17 protein-coding genes and 1 pseudogene are annotated in these 17,276 nt (G+C 28.0%); 10 read left to right on the forward strand and 8 right to left on the reverse strand.

The genetic code is table 11. The features are described from left to right. Nucleotides 1-508 precede the first annotated feature (508 nt). The 3 genes from PP176A_RS16715 to wzy all read left to right on the forward strand — a co-directional run bounded on the left by PP176A_RS16715 (nt 509) and on the right by wzy (nt 3,764). Nucleotides 509-745 (forward strand): transposase, encoded by a 237-nt coding sequence (locus tag PP176A_RS16715; RefSeq protein ID WP_083381782.1) that lies wholly within the window; start codon nt 509-511, stop codon nt 743-745. 367 nt (nt 746-1,112) lie between these two features. Continuing rightward, a complete protein-coding gene (locus tag PP176A_RS04180) occupies nt 1,113-2,276 on the forward strand; it encodes a glycosyltransferase family 4 protein (protein WP_071139208.1) in 1,164 nt (387 codons plus the stop codon). 183 nt (nt 2,277-2,459) lie between these two features. Beyond that, entirely contained in the window at nt 2,460-3,764 is a 1,305-nt protein-coding gene (gene wzy / locus PP176A_RS04185; RefSeq protein WP_071139209.1) for an O-antigen polysaccharide polymerase Wzy, read from the forward strand. A 335-nt stretch (nt 3,765-4,099) separates the two neighbouring features. Here the strand turns inward: wzy and PP176A_RS04190 are convergent, their stop codons facing one another. The 3 genes from PP176A_RS04190 to PP176A_RS15800 all read right to left on the reverse strand — a co-directional run bounded on the left by PP176A_RS04190 (nt 4,100) and on the right by PP176A_RS15800 (nt 5,306). After that, nucleotides 4,100-4,663, reverse strand: a complete 564-nt coding sequence (locus PP176A_RS04190; protein WP_071139210.1) for an RNA polymerase sigma factor — start codon at nt 4,661-4,663, stop codon at nt 4,100-4,102. A 160-nt stretch (nt 4,664-4,823) separates the two neighbouring features. Continuing rightward, on the reverse strand, nt 4,824-5,021 hold the full coding sequence (locus tag PP176A_RS04195; protein WP_071139211.1) for a DUF2922 domain-containing protein: 198 nt from the start codon (nt 5,019-5,021) through the stop codon (nt 4,824-4,826). Nucleotides 5,022-5,141: 120 nt separating this feature from the next. Next, nucleotides 5,142-5,306, reverse strand: a complete 165-nt coding sequence (locus tag PP176A_RS15800; RefSeq protein WP_083381779.1) for a DUF1659 domain-containing protein — start codon at nt 5,304-5,306, stop codon at nt 5,142-5,144. Between the two features lie 817 nt (nt 5,307-6,123). On the opposite strand from PP176A_RS15800, the gene PP176A_RS04200 reads away from it, so the two are divergent. The 4 genes from PP176A_RS04200 to PP176A_RS04215 all read left to right on the forward strand — a co-directional run bounded on the left by PP176A_RS04200 (nt 6,124) and on the right by PP176A_RS04215 (nt 10,997). Then, nucleotides 6,124-7,410 carry an ABC-three component system protein gene (locus tag PP176A_RS04200; RefSeq protein WP_071139212.1) on the forward strand — a complete coding sequence of 429 codons (1,287 nt, stop codon included), beginning with the start codon at nt 6,124-6,126 and terminating at the stop codon, nt 7,408-7,410. After that, nucleotides 7,407-8,117: an ABC-three component system middle component 1 gene (locus PP176A_RS04205; protein WP_071139213.1), complete on the forward strand. Its 711-nt coding sequence runs from the start codon at nt 7,407-7,409 to the stop codon at nt 8,115-8,117. Before PP176A_RS04200 ends, PP176A_RS04205 begins: the two co-directional genes overlap by 4 nt. Beyond that, nucleotides 8,092-10,347, forward strand: a complete 2,256-nt coding sequence (locus PP176A_RS04210; protein ID WP_071139214.1) for an AAA family ATPase — start codon at nt 8,092-8,094, stop codon at nt 10,345-10,347. Before PP176A_RS04205 ends, PP176A_RS04210 begins: the two co-directional genes overlap by 26 nt. 296 nt (nt 10,348-10,643) lie before the next feature. After that, complete coding sequence (locus tag PP176A_RS04215) at nt 10,644-10,997, forward strand: helix-turn-helix domain-containing protein (RefSeq protein ID WP_071139215.1); 354 nt, start codon at nt 10,644-10,646, stop codon at nt 10,995-10,997. A gap of 148 nt (nt 10,998-11,145) precedes the next feature. On the opposite strand, the pseudogene PP176A_RS04220 reads toward PP176A_RS04215, so the two are convergent. The 4 genes and pseudogenes from PP176A_RS04220 to PP176A_RS16015 all read right to left on the reverse strand — a co-directional run. After that, nucleotides 11,146-11,649, reverse strand: a pseudogene (locus PP176A_RS04220) (RNA polymerase sigma factor); the annotation flags it as partial. Between the two features lie 232 nt (nt 11,650-11,881). Next, on the reverse strand, nt 11,882-12,100 hold the full coding sequence (locus PP176A_RS04225; protein WP_071139217.1) for a DUF2922 domain-containing protein: 219 nt from the start codon (nt 12,098-12,100) through the stop codon (nt 11,882-11,884). Nucleotides 12,101-12,144: 44 nt separating this feature from the next. Then, entirely contained in the window at nt 12,145-12,216 is a 72-nt protein-coding gene (locus PP176A_RS16795) for a hypothetical protein (RefSeq protein ID WP_441296103.1), read from the reverse strand. 31 nt (nt 12,217-12,247) lie between these two features. Beyond that, nucleotides 12,248-12,367 (reverse strand): DUF1659 domain-containing protein, encoded by a 120-nt coding sequence (locus tag PP176A_RS16015; protein ID WP_143037638.1) that lies wholly within the window; start codon nt 12,365-12,367, stop codon nt 12,248-12,250. A gap of 418 nt (nt 12,368-12,785) precedes the next feature. On the opposite strand from PP176A_RS16015, the gene PP176A_RS04230 reads away from it, so the two are divergent. Then, entirely contained in the window at nt 12,786-13,820 is a 1,035-nt protein-coding gene (locus PP176A_RS04230) for a DUF4917 family protein (protein ID WP_071139218.1), read from the forward strand. Between the two features lie 469 nt (nt 13,821-14,289). Here PP176A_RS04230 and PP176A_RS04235 read toward each other — a convergent pair whose 3' ends face one another. After that, the gene (locus PP176A_RS04235; RefSeq protein ID WP_071139219.1) at nt 14,290-14,487 is read right to left on the reverse strand and encodes a DUF1659 domain-containing protein; all 198 of its coding nucleotides are present in this window, start codon (nt 14,485-14,487) and stop codon (nt 14,290-14,292) included. A gap of 533 nt (nt 14,488-15,020) precedes the next feature. Here PP176A_RS04235 and PP176A_RS04240 point away from each other — a divergent pair. Both PP176A_RS04240 and PP176A_RS04245 read left to right on the forward strand, forming a co-directional pair. Then, a complete protein-coding gene (locus PP176A_RS04240) occupies nt 15,021-15,329 on the forward strand; it encodes a hypothetical protein (protein ID WP_071139220.1) in 309 nt (102 codons plus the stop codon). 127 nt (nt 15,330-15,456) lie between these two features. Then, complete coding sequence (locus tag PP176A_RS04245) at nt 15,457-17,103, forward strand: hypothetical protein (protein ID WP_071139221.1); 1,647 nt, start codon at nt 15,457-15,459, stop codon at nt 17,101-17,103. Nucleotides 17,104-17,276 lie beyond the last annotated feature (173 nt).

Genomic DNA, 17,276 nt, shown 5'->3' on the forward strand with positions numbered 1-17,276 from the left:
TTAAGTATGCTTAGGAAATAGATAAACATTAAATATCAAATATTTAATCTAAGTAAATTAATGGAAGTTAGGATTTACAATTTATTAAGTCATATTTTACTGGTATAAATTTATAAAAAAATTACAAGAAAAGGCTGAATCTTTAAGAGAACTTTAATGTTTTTGTTTAAAAAATGATGAAATGAATATTTATTTTAAATTAATGACTTGTAACAGCGAAGTATAACTTTTATATTTAATATATAATAAATAAGGTAAAAAATATTTTAAAATAGATGTATAGATAAACAATATTATCACTAAAAATAAATTAATTGAATGATATTTTGAAAACTCTAAAAACTAGGTATAAGTAAAATTTAAGAGAGTATTTCAAATGTCAAGAAAATTAATAAGAGTAAAAAATTTATATGGATATACAATTGAAGAACTTGCTAAAATGAAAGAAAAATTAAATATTATTGAAAATATTTCCGATACAGTATTGTATGTTTAAGATGAAACTAAAATCAGGATAGAATCTAATAATTATCGTAGCTGGAGCCCTATAGGGAAACTCCCTGTAATAGAAAGAAATGGTAGCCGTAAAGGAGTAAATATAATTGGAGCTACCGAAATCAGCAAAAAATTTGATTCAATTGTAAATGTATATTCTTCTGATAAGAAAATTACTTCTGCTGAAATTATTAAATTTTTGGAAGAAGTGTTGAAACATAACAAGAATAAAAGAGTATTTATAATTTAGGATAATGTAAGGATTCATACTTCTAAGGCTGTAGAAGAATTTGTTAACAAACATGATGATGAACCGTTTATGTTAAATCCACAGGAAAATGTATGGAATAAACTTAAGTCACATTATTATGAATATAAAGCCAGGTCTTCTATTGATGCAATCGAAGATTATTTTATTTATATGAATACCAATATAGTTGAACCAAATCTCTTGTTAATGCCAAATGTTATTATAAATAATTTTTAATCTTGGAATTGTTTATATATAATAATATAAGTGAAAAATATTTGTGAATTTGTATTATATTAGAGGGTTAATCTGTTAATTTGATGATAGTATAAAATTACTATAATAATTTATTGAGGATGGTGAGAATGTGAAGTTAGCATTTGTTACAGATAATGGTTTTAGTAGAAAAAATGGAATGTTTTTTTATAGTGGAGCAAATGTCCAACATTATTATACTGTAACTAAACATTTTGAAGATATTGTTTTTGTTGCTCGTAATAATTCTTATGAACCTTCAAGTAATGTAATTTCAAATAAATATCAAGTGTACCTTGTAGATTCAATTGTTTCAGGTAAGGATATATTAAATAATTATAAAAAATTAGATAAAATTTTGGAAAGAGTTATTATAGAATCTGATATTGTTATGTGTTTTGGAATTAACGGATATTTTGCATATAGAAAAGCGCAAAGATATAAAAAGCCTGTATTGATATATGTGGGAGGATGTGTTTATGATACTTTAATTAATATGAATTCTTATTTGAAAAAGATGTCGGCTCCAATAGTAAAATTTTTTGTAAAGATAATGATAAAAAATGCAAATTATGTACATTATGTTGATCAATATTTGGTAGATAGATATCCAACAAAAGGTAATTATTTAATTTGTCCAAGTGTGAGAATTTCTATAGATCAAAATGCAATAATTTTTCGTAAAAAAAGTATTGTCCAAAAAAGTAAAATAACTAAAATAGGATTAATCGGTTATGCAAATAATAAAATTAAGGGTATTGATACAGCAATTAGGTCTTTAAAGTTACTAGGAGATAAATTTAAATTAGAAGTTGTAGGTCGTGGGGATCATTCATGGCTAGATAATTTAGCTAAGAGACTTAATGTTGAAAATCAAGTAAAATTTTTAGGTATTTTGTCTGGTAGAGAAGTTATCTTTAAATGGCTAGATTCAATTGATATTTACATTCAGCCTAGTTTAACAGAAGGTATGCCTAGAGCAACAATTGAGGCAATGTCAAGAGGATGTCCAATTGTGTCATCAAATGCTGGAGGATTAAAGAATATAATTGATAAGGAATTTAGAATTAAATCAGGGGATTATATTGAACTTGCAAATAAAATAAATAGTTTAAGTAAAGATAAAGTAAAGATGTTTGAACAGGGGAATAAAAATTTTATAGTTGCAAGTCAATTCAATTCTATAATTTTAGATAAAAAGAGAAATAATTTTTATGAAGGTATACATGATGATTTACTAGAGAGATTTAATAATTTTATTGGAGAAAATATATAGTGGACTTAATTAGTGTAAATATAAAATATCTAAAACAACAAAGTAGTACAACCTATATAAATACTCATATAGCCAAATTTTATATAAATGTAATTTTTCTGTGATAATACAATCATAGAATTACTTTATGATTTTTAAAAAGAAACGAAGATATTGATATTTGAATATATAGAAGGAGATATTATGAAATTTAAAATAAAAAGAACATTATTTAATAATTATATTATATTATTATTATATATAATTGTATCAGGAATAGTTTTGCTAATTTCTGATAACCCATTTGTAGATATATTTTCGATAATATTGTTAGCTTTTGGTGCAGCAAAAATTGTAAAATATGATTTATCTCATCCTTATGTATGGTATTCAGTATTTTTTACTTTGTATTCAATATCATATCCTATATTATATTTACTTAATGATACATATGATATAAATATTTATACTAAAAATTTAATGTTTTCACAATGGTTAGCTTTATCTATATTTTTAATTACAATTTCACCTAAAAAAATAAATTATGGCAATTTAAAAGAATTAAATATCTCAATATTAACAAATAAAATTATATATATATTAATTTCATTAATTTTATTTATTACAATTTTTAGATTAACAAGATTCCCTTATTCCAATAAAAATGAGTTATTTTCTTCAAATGATTTAATAATTAATATTGGGTTTAAAGTAGTTCTTGTATTTTTAGTTATTTATTCTATTGAATTATCTAACTTTGCTGTTAAAAATTTTAAGCTTGATATAAAATTAACAATATACACTTTTTTTGTTGTTTTTCTAATGTTTTTATTCTCTGGAGAAAGAGATTTGCCTTTAAGAGTAATTTTAATTACATTCTATATTGATTATATTCTTGTAAAGAATAAAAAAAATAATAAAAGAACCATACTAATTGCAATAATAGCATTATTATTAGTTCCACTTTTGGCTAAATATAAATATTATGGGGTAACAAAACAGATAACAACTAGTAATGATAATATAATTATAAGTTTATTAAAAAGTGAATTTGCATCTGCATCAAAAAATTTGCAAATAGTATTATTAGATAGCAGTTCATGTTCAAAATTTAAGGGAATGACTTTTGTTTATGATATTGCTAGAGCCTTTGGGCTTGATGAAATATTTAATTTAAAAAAATTTTCTTCATTAGAATGGTTTAATACTACATATTTTAATTTTGGAAGAAGTGGACAAGGCTTTACAATGGTCGGAGAAGGATATGTTAATTTTGGATATATAGGTATTGTTTTGATTTTTTTAATTATTGGATTGTTGCTTAGGTTAATTTATCAAAAAAGTAATAAAAATTTATATTTTTTCGTATTTTATATATTATCTATTCCTATATTTATTTATTCGATTAGAGCGGATTTTGCTAGTATTATATCGCCATTAATAAAGTATAATTTATTAAGCATTTTAGTTATTTTTTTAATAGAGAAAATGGATAAAATAAATAAATAAGAACGTGGAGACGTCAGACTGCGTAAAAACTATTGTATGATAAATTATATATTCTATATACTGCATAAAATATTATAATTGCTACCATACGTTGTATATTAAATTTTTCATTAATGACTTTTTACGCATCTTGCCGTTTCATTCGCAGGCACAGGGACGTTTTGTTTGCCAGATTTTGATGTGGTGAAATGATATCAGAGTGCGAAAATGGATGCTTTATTGTCCATAAGTTTTATTTATTTGTAAGTTGATATACTAATGCTTTTTTAGCTTATATGTATATACAGCCGGAAGGGTTTTATGTGTGAGCATAAAATCTTCCCGGCTTATTTATATTAATTTTCCATTTGTTTTCTCAGTTTTTTCAATGCGGTTGTTTTGGTGTTTATAACGGTTCTGTACGATATCTTCAATATATGGGATATTTCTTTTATGCTTTTGTTTTTCATACAGTAGTAAATGACTACTTTCCTTTGTCTTTGGGTTAATACTCTCATCGCTTTTCTTAGACGTGCATTTCTTTCTTTTTCCAAAACTTTATCCAAAGGAGATTTGTCATTGTCGGGAATCAAATCCAAAATTTCATCTCCGTCTTCTCCGATAGGTTTATTTAATGAGGAAGGTTTTTCTTTTTTGTATTTATGTTTATCAAGATAATAAAATTTAAGTTTCATTTTTATAAACCATAAAAAATTAACATCTTTTTCTTCGTCAAATTCGTCTATTCCGTTGAGGATTACTTCATATCCCTGCTGAAGCAGATCTTCATATTGAGAAAAGTCATTGTAATATTTTCTGATGCTTTTTATGATTAAGGGCTTTAGCTTTCTCAGAAGTTCTTCTCTTTTGTGTACATTGCCATCTTTGATTTCTTTGTATAAATTTTTGGTTAAGGCCATTTTAGACTCCTAAATAAATTTTGGTAGGCTTTATATTATTATACATTAATCGGTATTGGCATCCGTTCTGGAATAGGCTCCGTACGGTATATTTTTCCTTTAAGTATATTTCTACACCGGCAGTTATCACAACCGCCGGTGTAGAATTTATTTTATTTTTTTAGAATGTTATTTCTTCTGTTTCCGTAGTTATTATTTTTGCATTAACCACTTCTGCTAAACTTTCTCCCTTATAGTCGAATATATCGGCTGCGACTATTCCGTCCATTACATTTTTGATATCTGTAGAAGTCAAGTTTTCTCTCGGGTTATCCACGGATATGCTGATTTTTTTATTTCCACTCGTTTTGAAATTCATCTAAATTTTCGATTCCTCTATTTGAATTCACTCCTTCTTTCTTGATTTTTTATATTTTAATTACTATTCTTCCTCTAATTCAATTTCTTCGATTCTTTTCACCTTAAGCAGTGGAAGAGACTAAAGTCTTGATATAGAGCTGGCAACCTGATAAAACTTTTCGTTGTCAGTGTTAGGCTTTACATTGCCGTAAGTCTTGGATTTTGTTATTTGTTTGTTTCCGTCCATTCCGCCGTCAAGTTCAAGTTTCATCTTTGATTCATATTTATATTCTTTTACTGCCATTTTTTTAACCTTCTTCTATTTCTTATATAGAAGATTATAGGGGGATTTTACTATTGTGGTTTTTAGAAAATATTTTGTAATATTTATGGAAAATAAAAAGGAATATTTGGAATGGTGTAGAATTAATATAATGTATTATTGGGTAATTTATGAAAATTGAAATCAACTAAAATAAAGAATTGATATTAATATGTGAAAACAGAATTTGTAATCTACATATTGAGAATTATAAAATTTTGAAATGATTGATTTAGGTTTAAATAAAAATGTAAATGTTATTGTTGCAATAATGAAACAAAGGAAATCACAATTTTAGATGACCTTATAGCGAGATTTTTCATACGGCTAATAACAATGTTTCTGATTTCTTCTTCCAGGCCAATACTTTTGGAGCAAAAGGGCTTTATACAACAGCAAGAAAATTTGTAGGAGATTTAAGAGATAAGACAATATTTGACTTGTATCGCGGAGCAGAAACTATTTTTATTATTATGCCTTCTTCAGTTAAAATGATTGTAGAAATTGAAATAGTAGAAGAATAGGAAGAATGCTACTAATAGTTGGGAAAAGTATGATTACGATTATAAACGGAAAAGTAATCTTTTCAATTTCGACTCACTTTACAGGAAAATGTCTAAAAAATCATTTATTAAGGGTAGAAAGCAAAAATTTGAGATTCTATTTATGTATTATTGGTTACAAGACATGGTCGGAGATGAGGATAATTATTGGTAAGAGTATTTAGAAGCAGTATTGCCTAAATTGAATCATATATAGAGTATGAAAGTATTAATTAACAACATATAAGGAGGAAAAAATGTCAAGAGGAAATGATGCGATTCCTTCATGGAGTGGATATAACTATCAAGGTAAAATCACTTTATTAGCAACTCTAATTAAAATCAATGAACTATTAGCTAAAAACAAGGATTTGAATCAGGGCATGTATATAGAAATTGAAAAAAATGAGGACTTTATTATCTATGAAGATGATGTAGCTAAATCTTTATATCAAGTAAAAGCATATTTGGCTACAACAAAGATTTCTAGCTATAATTCTGCTATGGAAAAATTAATTAACCATAGGAATGATATTAGCGCTATAGGGGCTACTTGTTTTCTCTGTATTCCTCTTGATGTAGAAGACTGGGGGAATAGTATCAATACTTATTCTAACATTATCAAAATATATAAACCTTATGGTACATGTGTAGAGCTAGAAGAAGCCCCAAATTTAATTAAGCAGGAAATCGAAAAAGTATTATTCTCACAAGGGTTACCAGCTACTAACAAAGAGGACATATATTTGGAGTTATGTAATTACCTTGATAACAAAATTAGTAATATGCATATTCAAGGTAAAGAAAAGAGAGACTATAAGATTTTTATGAATGATGTTTTTAACTTTATTTTAGATAAACACTTGAATATTCAAGCGAGTGATGAAGCAAAGCAAAAGGAAAAAGTTTATGAGCATATAATTGTTGAATTTAAAAATGCTGTAGATAGGTATTGCAACAACCACTGCATACATAAGAAAATGGGTGTATGTTATAATGATATATACGGAATTTGTTCTCTATATAAGAGCTACGAATTTATTGCCAATATAAATATTTGGGAGTACTGTAGATACATCAATCCTCATGTAGATGATGGGTGGGATAAACCTTTAAATTATATAAGCAATATGAGTGAAGATTCTTTTAGCAAGCTATTAATACCTGTGTTTAACACTATAATGGCAGAAAATGTGGACAGCAATAATAATATTATCTATTGTAATACAAATATTTATGATTCAGAAGACTCAAAAGTGATACCTACCCTACTAACATTTTATTCTGGCTTAATACCTTCTGAAACTGCTGCTCAAGACAAATTGAAAAAAATAAAATATAATAGCTTTGTTTTTTCAGGCGTGTCAGGTAATATTATTACCGCGGACACTTGTGGACTTACATATAATACCGAAAGCGATAGTATTTTATTTTTTAGGGATTCAGAAGATTCAAAGGAAAATGATATTCGAAACCTCAAAGATTCTATTAGAATTGTTGATAGTCGAGAATTTATTGAGAAATTAAGGAAGGTGACTAAATGAGATTAGCCCAATATTTAGATATAGTTAGTATATTAAATGGTGGAAGTGTTGTTTTTGATGATAAGGAAAATAAAAGTGAAATTAAACTAGGTCTAGATAATTTGAGGCTATATTTTGCGAATAACAAATACTATTTCATTTCAGAGCTTAAAGAAAGTTTAGCTGAGATAGAAAAAGAAATTTTTGAAAATGAAATTGTAAAAACATTTTCTAGTCGTCAACCAAACAACTCATACCTAATACTTCTCTATAATGTCAAATCCATATCCAACGATGTTTATAAAAAGGTTATAAAGCTAGAAGAAAATGAATTTTTTTATAAAAAATATGTCTTGTACTATACAGATAATGAATTTACTGACTTTATGAATTGGTGGAATCAAATTGACAAAAAAGCATTGCTTGAGCTTTTGATGGATGAAGATTTAGATCCTAATATTCCTGACAATCATATTCATTTTTTATTTCGGTTACTTATTAAGACTCCTTTTATTCATTTAGAATTTCCAAAGGCAAAAATGGCAAACTTTGACGATCTTTTAGACAAAAAATTGCAACGTCTTACATCAGATAAATTTGAAGTTAACGAAATCTATAAATATCTATTGAAAAGCCTTGAACATTTTAATTCTGAAGAAATCAGTGATAGTCTTCTAAAAAAAATAATTGAGGAGGGACAAGATGAAACTAAAATCCATAAGCTTTAATAATTTTAAGTATGTCCCTAATAATAAACAAATTGATATGAGTTTTGATGATTTCAACTTAATAATAATGGGAGGTCCAAACGGATATGGAAAAACAACAATTTTTGATGCGATTGAATTACTTATAACGGGAAATATAAAGCATTTTAATTCTGATTTGCCTAATAGAGGGAAAGAAAATATTTCAGTTTTAGCAAATAATCCAAAACAGGATATAACAATAATCGGCCAATTTTCGGTGTTAGATAATGTTTTTGTGATACAACGTGTATTTGAAAGTAAAAATAATTTTGAGTCATTGATATATAAAAATGATGATATCATTACAAATGACGAATTGTACTTATTTTTAGGGATAAATAAAAGTTTTTTTGATTTAGGCATTTATGTTTCACAAATGGATTCGCTAAATTTTTTGCAGCAGAAGTACAAAACAAGAAAAGAGTTTATTACTGATATTTTAGATAATCAACAAATTGAAAAAACACTTGAACAATATAAAGAGATAAAAGTCGGTTTAGAGAGTAAATTCAAAGCATATGAAGAAGAAGTGATATCAAACCTAAATTCTCTCAAAGAAACGGAAAAAGTGCTAAGGGAAAAAATAAAAGGAATTCAACTATCAGAGGAAAAAATTCCATATGTAAGACTTTTTCCTAATAAGAAATTTATCTTTGATAAAGAGGTTTTTGATAAAGAAGATAGTTTTGATGTAGTAATTTCTCCGCTGAATGAACTAATTGAGTATACTAAGTATTATGAAGATTTTTTGGTTAAGCAGAGAAACTTAGAGATAGGAAAATATCTAGATTTAGATAAGAAAATATATTTAACCGAATATTATTCTAATGAAATCCAATCATGCAATGACAATTTAGACTTAATAAAGCAAATAAAAATTGTACAAAAAACTAAACAAGAATATGATCAAAAAAAATTTAGTTTTAGTGATGAAATAGCTAACATTTTAGGTTTGGATACTACGATTATTAATAAAATCAAGGAACTACTATTAAATAAAAGTAATATTGAAAAAAACATGAGTGATACACAAACCCTTATTACTAATCTTTTAAACAAACGTAATGAATTAATAAAGTTATTTGATTCATCAGTAGAAAAAGGAGCAATAGCAAGCAATAGCTGTCCATTATGTGGAAGGATTTATGAAGATTTAGAGAGTCTTTTTGTTTCAACTGAAGAAAGTTTAAAATCTAATCTTGGATTAGTAGTAGATAGGTTGAAAGAAGTCTTGAACGAATTGAGTAACATTTTTAAGAGCCATATTATAAATAAAATAGAGGAGTTAGTATTCCAAAATAAAGATTTGCTTGAAAAGTATACTCTGCTAAATGCATATCTTAGTATAGATAGTAATGAGCTTAATGAATATTTGACTAAAAATAATATAAAATTTTGTAATAGTTCTGAACCAGTTGATTTCACAGTTTTTGAACAAAAATACATCGATTTAATTGAAATATTTAAAAATTTTATCAAGCCTGAAAAAGCAGTTATTTCTGATGAAATGTATATAAAATTTCAGCAAATTTCCTTGGAGTATTATAATCAAAGAACCCCTTATAATGAAAAAGATCTACTAGCAAAAAAGTTTTACATTGCTTCGATTTTTTCAAATAGTTTGAATGCTGAATTACAATCTATAACTGGGTTATTTGGCAATCTAGATAAAGCTTATAGACAACAAAAAGATTTATATAATAATAAGATTAGAGTTCTTTCAAAATTAATTGATAAATATAGTGATGCTTATAAAGAATACCAATCGAGTATTGTTCAAAACATAGCCATTCCTATGTTTATTTTTAGTGGAAAAATCATTCAAAATTATCCGCTGGGACTTGGCGTATCAATGGATGTACAAAACAATGCCGTAGTGTTTAAATCAGGCGGAAAAAAAACTGATATTTTTAACAGTTTGAGTACTGGACAACTCAATGGTGTAATAATATCGTTGTTACTATCTATTAATGAAGTATTTACTTCAGAAGAAAGCATTAAAATATTATTAATTGATGATCCTTTACAATCAATTGATGATATTAGTGCAATATCATTTATTGATTTGCTATCAGAGAATTTTAATGATACACAAATATTGCTTTCAACACATGAAGATGATAAGCTAAAACTAATTAGTAAAAAATATGAGCAGAGTAATAATCGCAGTAAAGTATTCAATATGCAATCTGAGTATTTAAAAATTTAGAAATATCTATTTGGTTAAAATAGAATTGTCCACCAATGGACCACTAGGTTTCAAAAGACATGGGAATGCCAGGATGTGAGAAACCATAGGGGCGATTCTCACGGTCATCTTGAGTAGAATATGGCAAGAGAAGGGCAAGGTGACGTTTTATTTGCCGTCTTTCACTTTTTATATAGAAAATGGAATGAAATTTTACTATAGATAAACAATGTGAATAATTAAAAAAATTAAATGTATTTCATTTTGATATTTTCAAAGACTAATAATGAATTAAAATTAGAAAAGGAGATATCAAAATGGGAAGAAAACTATTAGAAGTAACTACTTTACATGGATTCACGATAGATGACCTTATTAAACTTGAAGAAAGTCATCAAAAGAAGTCTATAAAATCCTTGATTCGAACTGTAATAATGAGATATCAAGGCATTCATACAGAAGAAATACAACATATACTTGGTAAATCTCGACCGACCATTACTGAATATATAAACAAGTGGAATAAATACGGCTTAGATGCCTTGGTCGATAATCGCGGCGGTTCTATAAGCACATTTACCGATGAAATGCTGGAGGATTTAAAAGATACAGTGCTTAACAAATCCCCACAGGCACAGGGACGTTTTGTTTGCCAGATTTTGATGTGGTGAAATGATATTAGAGTGCGAAAATGGATGCTTTATTGTCCATAAGTTTTATTTATTTGTAAGTTGATATACTAATGCTTTTTTAGCTTATATGTATATACAGCCGGAAGGGTTTTATGTGTGAGCATAAAATCTTCCCGGCTTATTTATATTAATTTTCCATTTGTTTTCTCAGTTTTTTCAATGCGGTTGTTTTGGTGTTTATAACGGTTCTGTACGATATCTTCAATATATGGGATATTTCTTTTATGCTTTTGTTTTTCATATAGTAGTAAATGACTACTTTCCTTTGTCTTTGGGTTAATACTTTCATCGCTTTTCTTAGACGTGCATTTCTTTCTTTTTCCAAAACTTTATCCAAAGGAGATTTGTCATTGTCGGGAATCAAATCCAAAATTTCATCTCCGTCTTCTCCGATGGGGTTGTTTAATGAGGAAGGTTTTTCTTTTTTGTATTTATGTTTATCAAGATAATAAAATTTAAGTTTCATTTTTATAAACCATAAAAAGTTAACATCTTTTTCTTCGTCAAATTCGTCTATTCCGTTGAGGATTACTTCATATCCTTGTTGAAGCAGATCTTCATATTGAGAAAAGTCATTGTAATATTTTCTGATACTTTTTATGATTAAGGGCTTTAGCTTTCTCAGAAGTTCTTCTCTTTTGTGAGGATTTTTTTAAATGATTTTGTCATATATCTATCCTCCATTTTAAAATAGGAGTAAGGAATATTCCCTTATTTATATATTAAATGATATAGGTATCCGTTCCGGAATACATGATGATGAGAAATGAAGGAATAGGCTCCGGACGGTATATTTTTCCTTTAAGTATATTTCTACACCGGCAGTTATCACAACTGCCGGCATAGAAATTATTTTATTTTTTTTAGAATGTTATTTCTTCTGTTTCCGTAGTTATTGTCTTTGCGTTAACCACTTCCGCTAAGCTTTCTCCCTTATAGTCGAATATATTCGCTGTGACTATTCCGTCCATCACGTTTTTGATATCTGTAGAAGTAAGGCTTTCTTTCGGGTTATCGACGGATATGCTGACTTTTTTGTTTCCGCTCGTTTTAAAATTCATCTGAATTTTTGATTCTGCCATTTGAATTTACTCCTCCTTTCTTGAATTTATATATTTTTTAATTGTTATTCTTCCTCTAATTCAATTTCTTCAATTCTTTTTACTTTAAGCAGAGGAAGAGACTGAAGCCCAGATATAGAACCGGCAACCTGATAAAATTTTTCGTTATCAGGTTGCCGGTTTTATATTGCCGTAAGTCTTGGATTTGGTTATTTGTTTATCTCCGTCCATTCCGCCGTCAAGCTCAAGTTTCATCTTGGATTCGTACTTATATTCTTTTAAACTCAATTTTTTCACCCCCTTCTACTTCTTATATAGAAGATAAATGAGGATTTTACTATTGTGATTTTTAAAAAATATATTGTAATATTTATGGGAAATAAGAAGGAGTATTAAGAATATTGTAGAATTATTATAATAGATCGTTGGATAATTTATGAAGATTGATGTTAATAGATTAAAGATATTTGGAGACATAGATTGGTAAATAAATTTAGTATTTAAACCATTTCTGTGATTTTTGGATTTCCAAGTTGTCTGTTCGAAATGTGATTTTTTTATGTGTGGGAATAAGATAGCTGGGGGAATGTTGCTAATAAGTGTATATGGTAGATGTTTTGAATGTTTTTCTTGTGAATGAAAGGAATAAGGCAACAAAAGTTTTTAAAAATAAAGTGTATTATTCTAAATTCTAGGGAGTGATACTATGTATCAAATTTTTAATTTCGATGATCTTTTTAAAGATCAAAATAATTTAAGAGATGCTTCAGTTATTTTGGGAAATGGAGCTAGTATTGCTGTCGATGATTGCTTTAAATACAACAATTTGTTCGAACAGGCATGCAAGGATTCCATTTTAAACCAAACTTCAAAAAGTTTATTTAAGGCACTTAAAACAAACGATTTTGAACTGGTAATGAACAAACTAAGGCAAGCTTGCATTGTAAACAAAGTCTTGAACTTGGACAGTGAAAAAGTTGCTATGAAAACTTATGATAATATAAGAAGTTCACTAATCGAAGCAGTAGAAGAGACTCATGTAAATTACAATGATGTTAAGGAACAAATAAAAAACATATCTAATTTTTTGGGAAAATTTAGTACTGTAATAAGTTTGAACTATGATTTACTGGTTTATTGGGCTATAATTGAAAGTAACAAGGAGAAGCATTGTAAAATGAAAGATTGTTTTTGTAATGATACTGCTGATAATGGGGATTTAGAATTTAGATATGATATTAATGAGCTTAGTAAACCAAATAATGAAGGAATAAAACCAACGTTGGTTTTTTATCCCCATGGGAATTTAATTTTAGCCAGCAATGAAAATAATAACGATGTTAAAATAAAAGTGAATAAACATAACAATCTACTCTACGAAATAAATAGTAAATGGGAGCAAAATTATGTTCCTCGGTTTGTGAGCGCAGGAGATTCGGAGCAAAAGTTAAAATCTATAAGAGGAAGTACATATTTGAAATTTGTTTATGAAAATATTTTACCTAACTTGGGAGAAAAAGTTATTATTTATGGATGGAAAATGGCAAAGCAGGATCAACATCTTGTTAAAAAAATATTTAATGAAGGCAATATAAAGGAAGTATATATTTCTATATATATCAAAAATAGAAATAATTGCCATGAAGAACAAGATCGAATAATAAATTGTTTGAAAAAAGAAAGAGAAAATATTGATATAAAATTTTTTGATGCTAAAAGTAAAAATTGTTGGTGTTATTAATTGATTTATTGGCTGAAACAAGATTTATGATGAGAATTCAGCAGATATCATAGCGTGCGCGTGGCAGCGTACTTATCAGGTGGGTTAAAGTCCCACTTAGTCTCGGATTGGGAGACTCATAAACTGCGGGGACAGTTCTCACGGTCACCTTTATAGAATATGGCAATAAGATATTTCATTTGCCATAGGACATAAGATGTGGGGACGTTTTTATTCGTCTTTTTTGCGTTCTTACTTATTTGTAGTTTGACACACTAATGAGTTATTTGCTTGATGTAGCCGAAAAGGTTTTATGCAGGCATAAAATCTTTCCGGCTTATTTGTATCATTTTTGCAATTGTTTTCTCAGTTTTTTCAATGCTGTTGTTTTGGTGTTTAGCACTATTCTGTAGGATATATTCAATATACAGGATATTTCTTTTCTTGATTTTTTATATTTGAATTGTTATTCTTCCTCTAATTCAATTTCTTAGATTCTTTTCACCTTAAGCACCGAAAGAGACTGAAGCCCTGATATAGAATTGGCAACTTGATAGAACTTTTCGTTATCAGCATCCAGCTTTATATTGCCATAAGTCTTAGATTTGGTTATTTGTTTGTTTCCGTCCATTCCTCCGTCAAGCTCAAGTTTCATCTTTGACTCATATTTATATTCTTTTATAACCATTTTTTTCACCTCCTTCTACTTCTTATATAGAAAATAAAAAAGATTTTATTATTGCGATTTTAAAAAAATATATGTAATATTTGTGGAATATAAGAAGGAATATCCAAAATATTGTAGAATTTATATAGTAAAATGTTGGATAATTTATAGAAATTAATGTCTGGTAGTTGAAGACTTGATAATATCTATACTAAGATCGTTTAAATTACTAACGATTAAAAAGTGTTATAAAAAAAGAAAAGGTAATATTGGTATATGAAAATAGAATTTGTAATTTAGATATTGAAAATTATAAAGTTGTTGAAGGGTAAAAAGAAGGACAACGACTTAAAACAAGTAAGTAACTATAATGTGTTTAATATTTAAAAACAAACATAATAGAAAGAGAGTTAGTCATAAAAAAGTTATTTAAGAAAGGCTTTTTATAAAAAAATGTAATTACATTGTTTAAATATTAATTTACTAAAATATAAGAGGGTAGTTTTTATATAATGTAATTGAATTATAAACTTAATAGATAGGAGGTAAAACATATGGGAAAATATACAGATGAAGAAATAAGAAAATTTTCTAAGATAACTTGTAAGATAGTTGCTGACTATCTTGAAATATCACCAATGGCAGTTAGTATAGGAATGAGAAATAATCTACTTCCAATTGGATTTGCTGTTCATAATGAAGAGAGGTATTCTGATAGCTGGAGTTACCATATTATTGCGGAGAGACTGATTGCCTATAAATATGGAAGAATATCGGGAGTTCAAGTTCAAAATATAGAAAAAAGTCTTAACACGATTATATCTCAATTTGAAGAAATGAAAAAAGACTTGCTTTTATATTAAGCGGAAACGAGGAACAAGAGATTTAGAATTATTTGAGTATGCGTTTTCGCTTGATTCTAAAGACAAAGGTATCTGAATTTATAACGTTCTATGTCGGAGCTAAGAAATTAATGAAAGGAGTGATACTATGGCTGACGGACAATTCATTAAAGTAAGCAGAGAATTTTTATATAATGAAATATGGAAAATTTCAGTAGCTGGTACTGCGAGAAAATATAATATTCCCTATGCTGAACTTCTTAGGCTGTGCAAAGAGGTAGAAATTCCTATTCCACCTTCTGGATATTGGACAAAATTAAGCTTTGGAAAACCGGTTGAAAAAATCCAGCTGCCAGGATATCCGGAAAGTGAAGTTATACTTCCTATTAACGATATTTTAAAATGTTCTGATGGTTTAGCTAAGTCAGAATATATTGCTTCTAGTAACGAAAAGCATAATAAAACAGATATAAAAGACAAGAAAGCTGGAAATATAATTCAATCAGACAGTAATGAGGAAAAATCAGCAAGTGAATTTTCTGATGAAAATGAAAACACTCCTCTTACTTATCGTACTTTATCAGATAAGTCGAATGTATATAATAGAGAAAAACTATATGAAGAGGTGTGGGCGAAACCAGTAATTCAAGTTGCAGTTAAATATGGAGTGTCTGATGTTATGATACATAAAATTTGCAAATCACTTGATATACCTGTTCCGCCGAGAGGATACTGGACAAGGCTCCGTGCAGGAGAAAAAATAGAAAAACCGCTTCTTCCCATAAGGGAAGGTGTTAATGAAATAATTGGGTATAAAACTATTGAAGAGGTTAGTGAAGTTTCGCAGCAAACACTTGCTTTTTTATCAGAATATGAGCGTCAAGAGGTTCTTCTTGCATCTAAACAAATTCGGCTATCAGGTGAAAAAGAAAAATTGCACAAAAAGATTAGGAAATATCATCCTATAGTAAGAGAGTGGAATAAAAATGATAGAAAAGATAAAGGTGCTCAAAGAAGCTTTAGAAACTATACAAATGTTCCTCCATTCCTAGCAGGTGTTATTTCAAATGAGGCACTTCCGCGTGTTTATCGTATTCTTGATGCACTATATCGCCAAATTGAGATGCTAGGTGGCTCTGTTAATGATGATCTTTCACTTATAATTAGAAATGAAAGAGTAACTCTTAAAATATTTGAGGTACAAGATGAAGTTAAGCATGAACTAACCAGACAAGAAGCACAAGAATTAGTTGTCTATGAGGATGCACTACGACATAGCGAGTGGGCCAGTAAACCTAATATTCGAAAACATGATTATATTTTTAATGGAAAGTTAAGAATTTCTATTCTTAAAAATAAATATTTTAGGGATTCTGAAAAGGCAAAAGTAGAATCCCGGCTTGGTGATATGCTGATAGAGCTATATGAAGAATCTGAAGTTGTTAGAAAAAAACGTGAGGCTGATGAAGAAACTCAAAGAAAAAGAGATGAAGAGAAAAGACTGCGTGAGGAACGTGAGATGCGGTACAGTGAAGAAGTTGATAAGACTATTGCATTGACAAATATTGCACAGGATTATGATATGGCTTGTAAAATTAGAAATTATATAGATGCATTAGAACTAAAAACAGATTTAAGTGATGAAAAAACTGCTGAATGGATTGATTGGGCAAAAAGAAAGGCTGATTGGTTTGATCCGATAATAGGAAGAGAAGATGAACTGTTTGGAAGGCGAGAACATGAAAAGAGTGAGGATGAGAAGGCTTTGAGGAAATCTAGAAATTATTGGTGGTAATAAGGTTTAGTCTATGAATGGTTACTAGAAGTTCTTAGTATTGCAGGTGAATATCTAATAGATGATTATATTTTAAAATGTAATAAGAATTTGGATTCTTTAATAAATTGAATAAAGAAAAGAAGTTTGAATCAGTGGTATATGTAATGTAATTATTGAATCATAGCAACATA

It is taken from the genome of Sporanaerobacter sp. PP17-6a (genome assembly GCF_900095615.1).
In the GTDB taxonomy this organism is placed as follows: Bacteria; Bacillota; Clostridia; order Tissierellales; family Acidilutibacteraceae; genus Acidilutibacter; species Acidilutibacter cellobiosedens.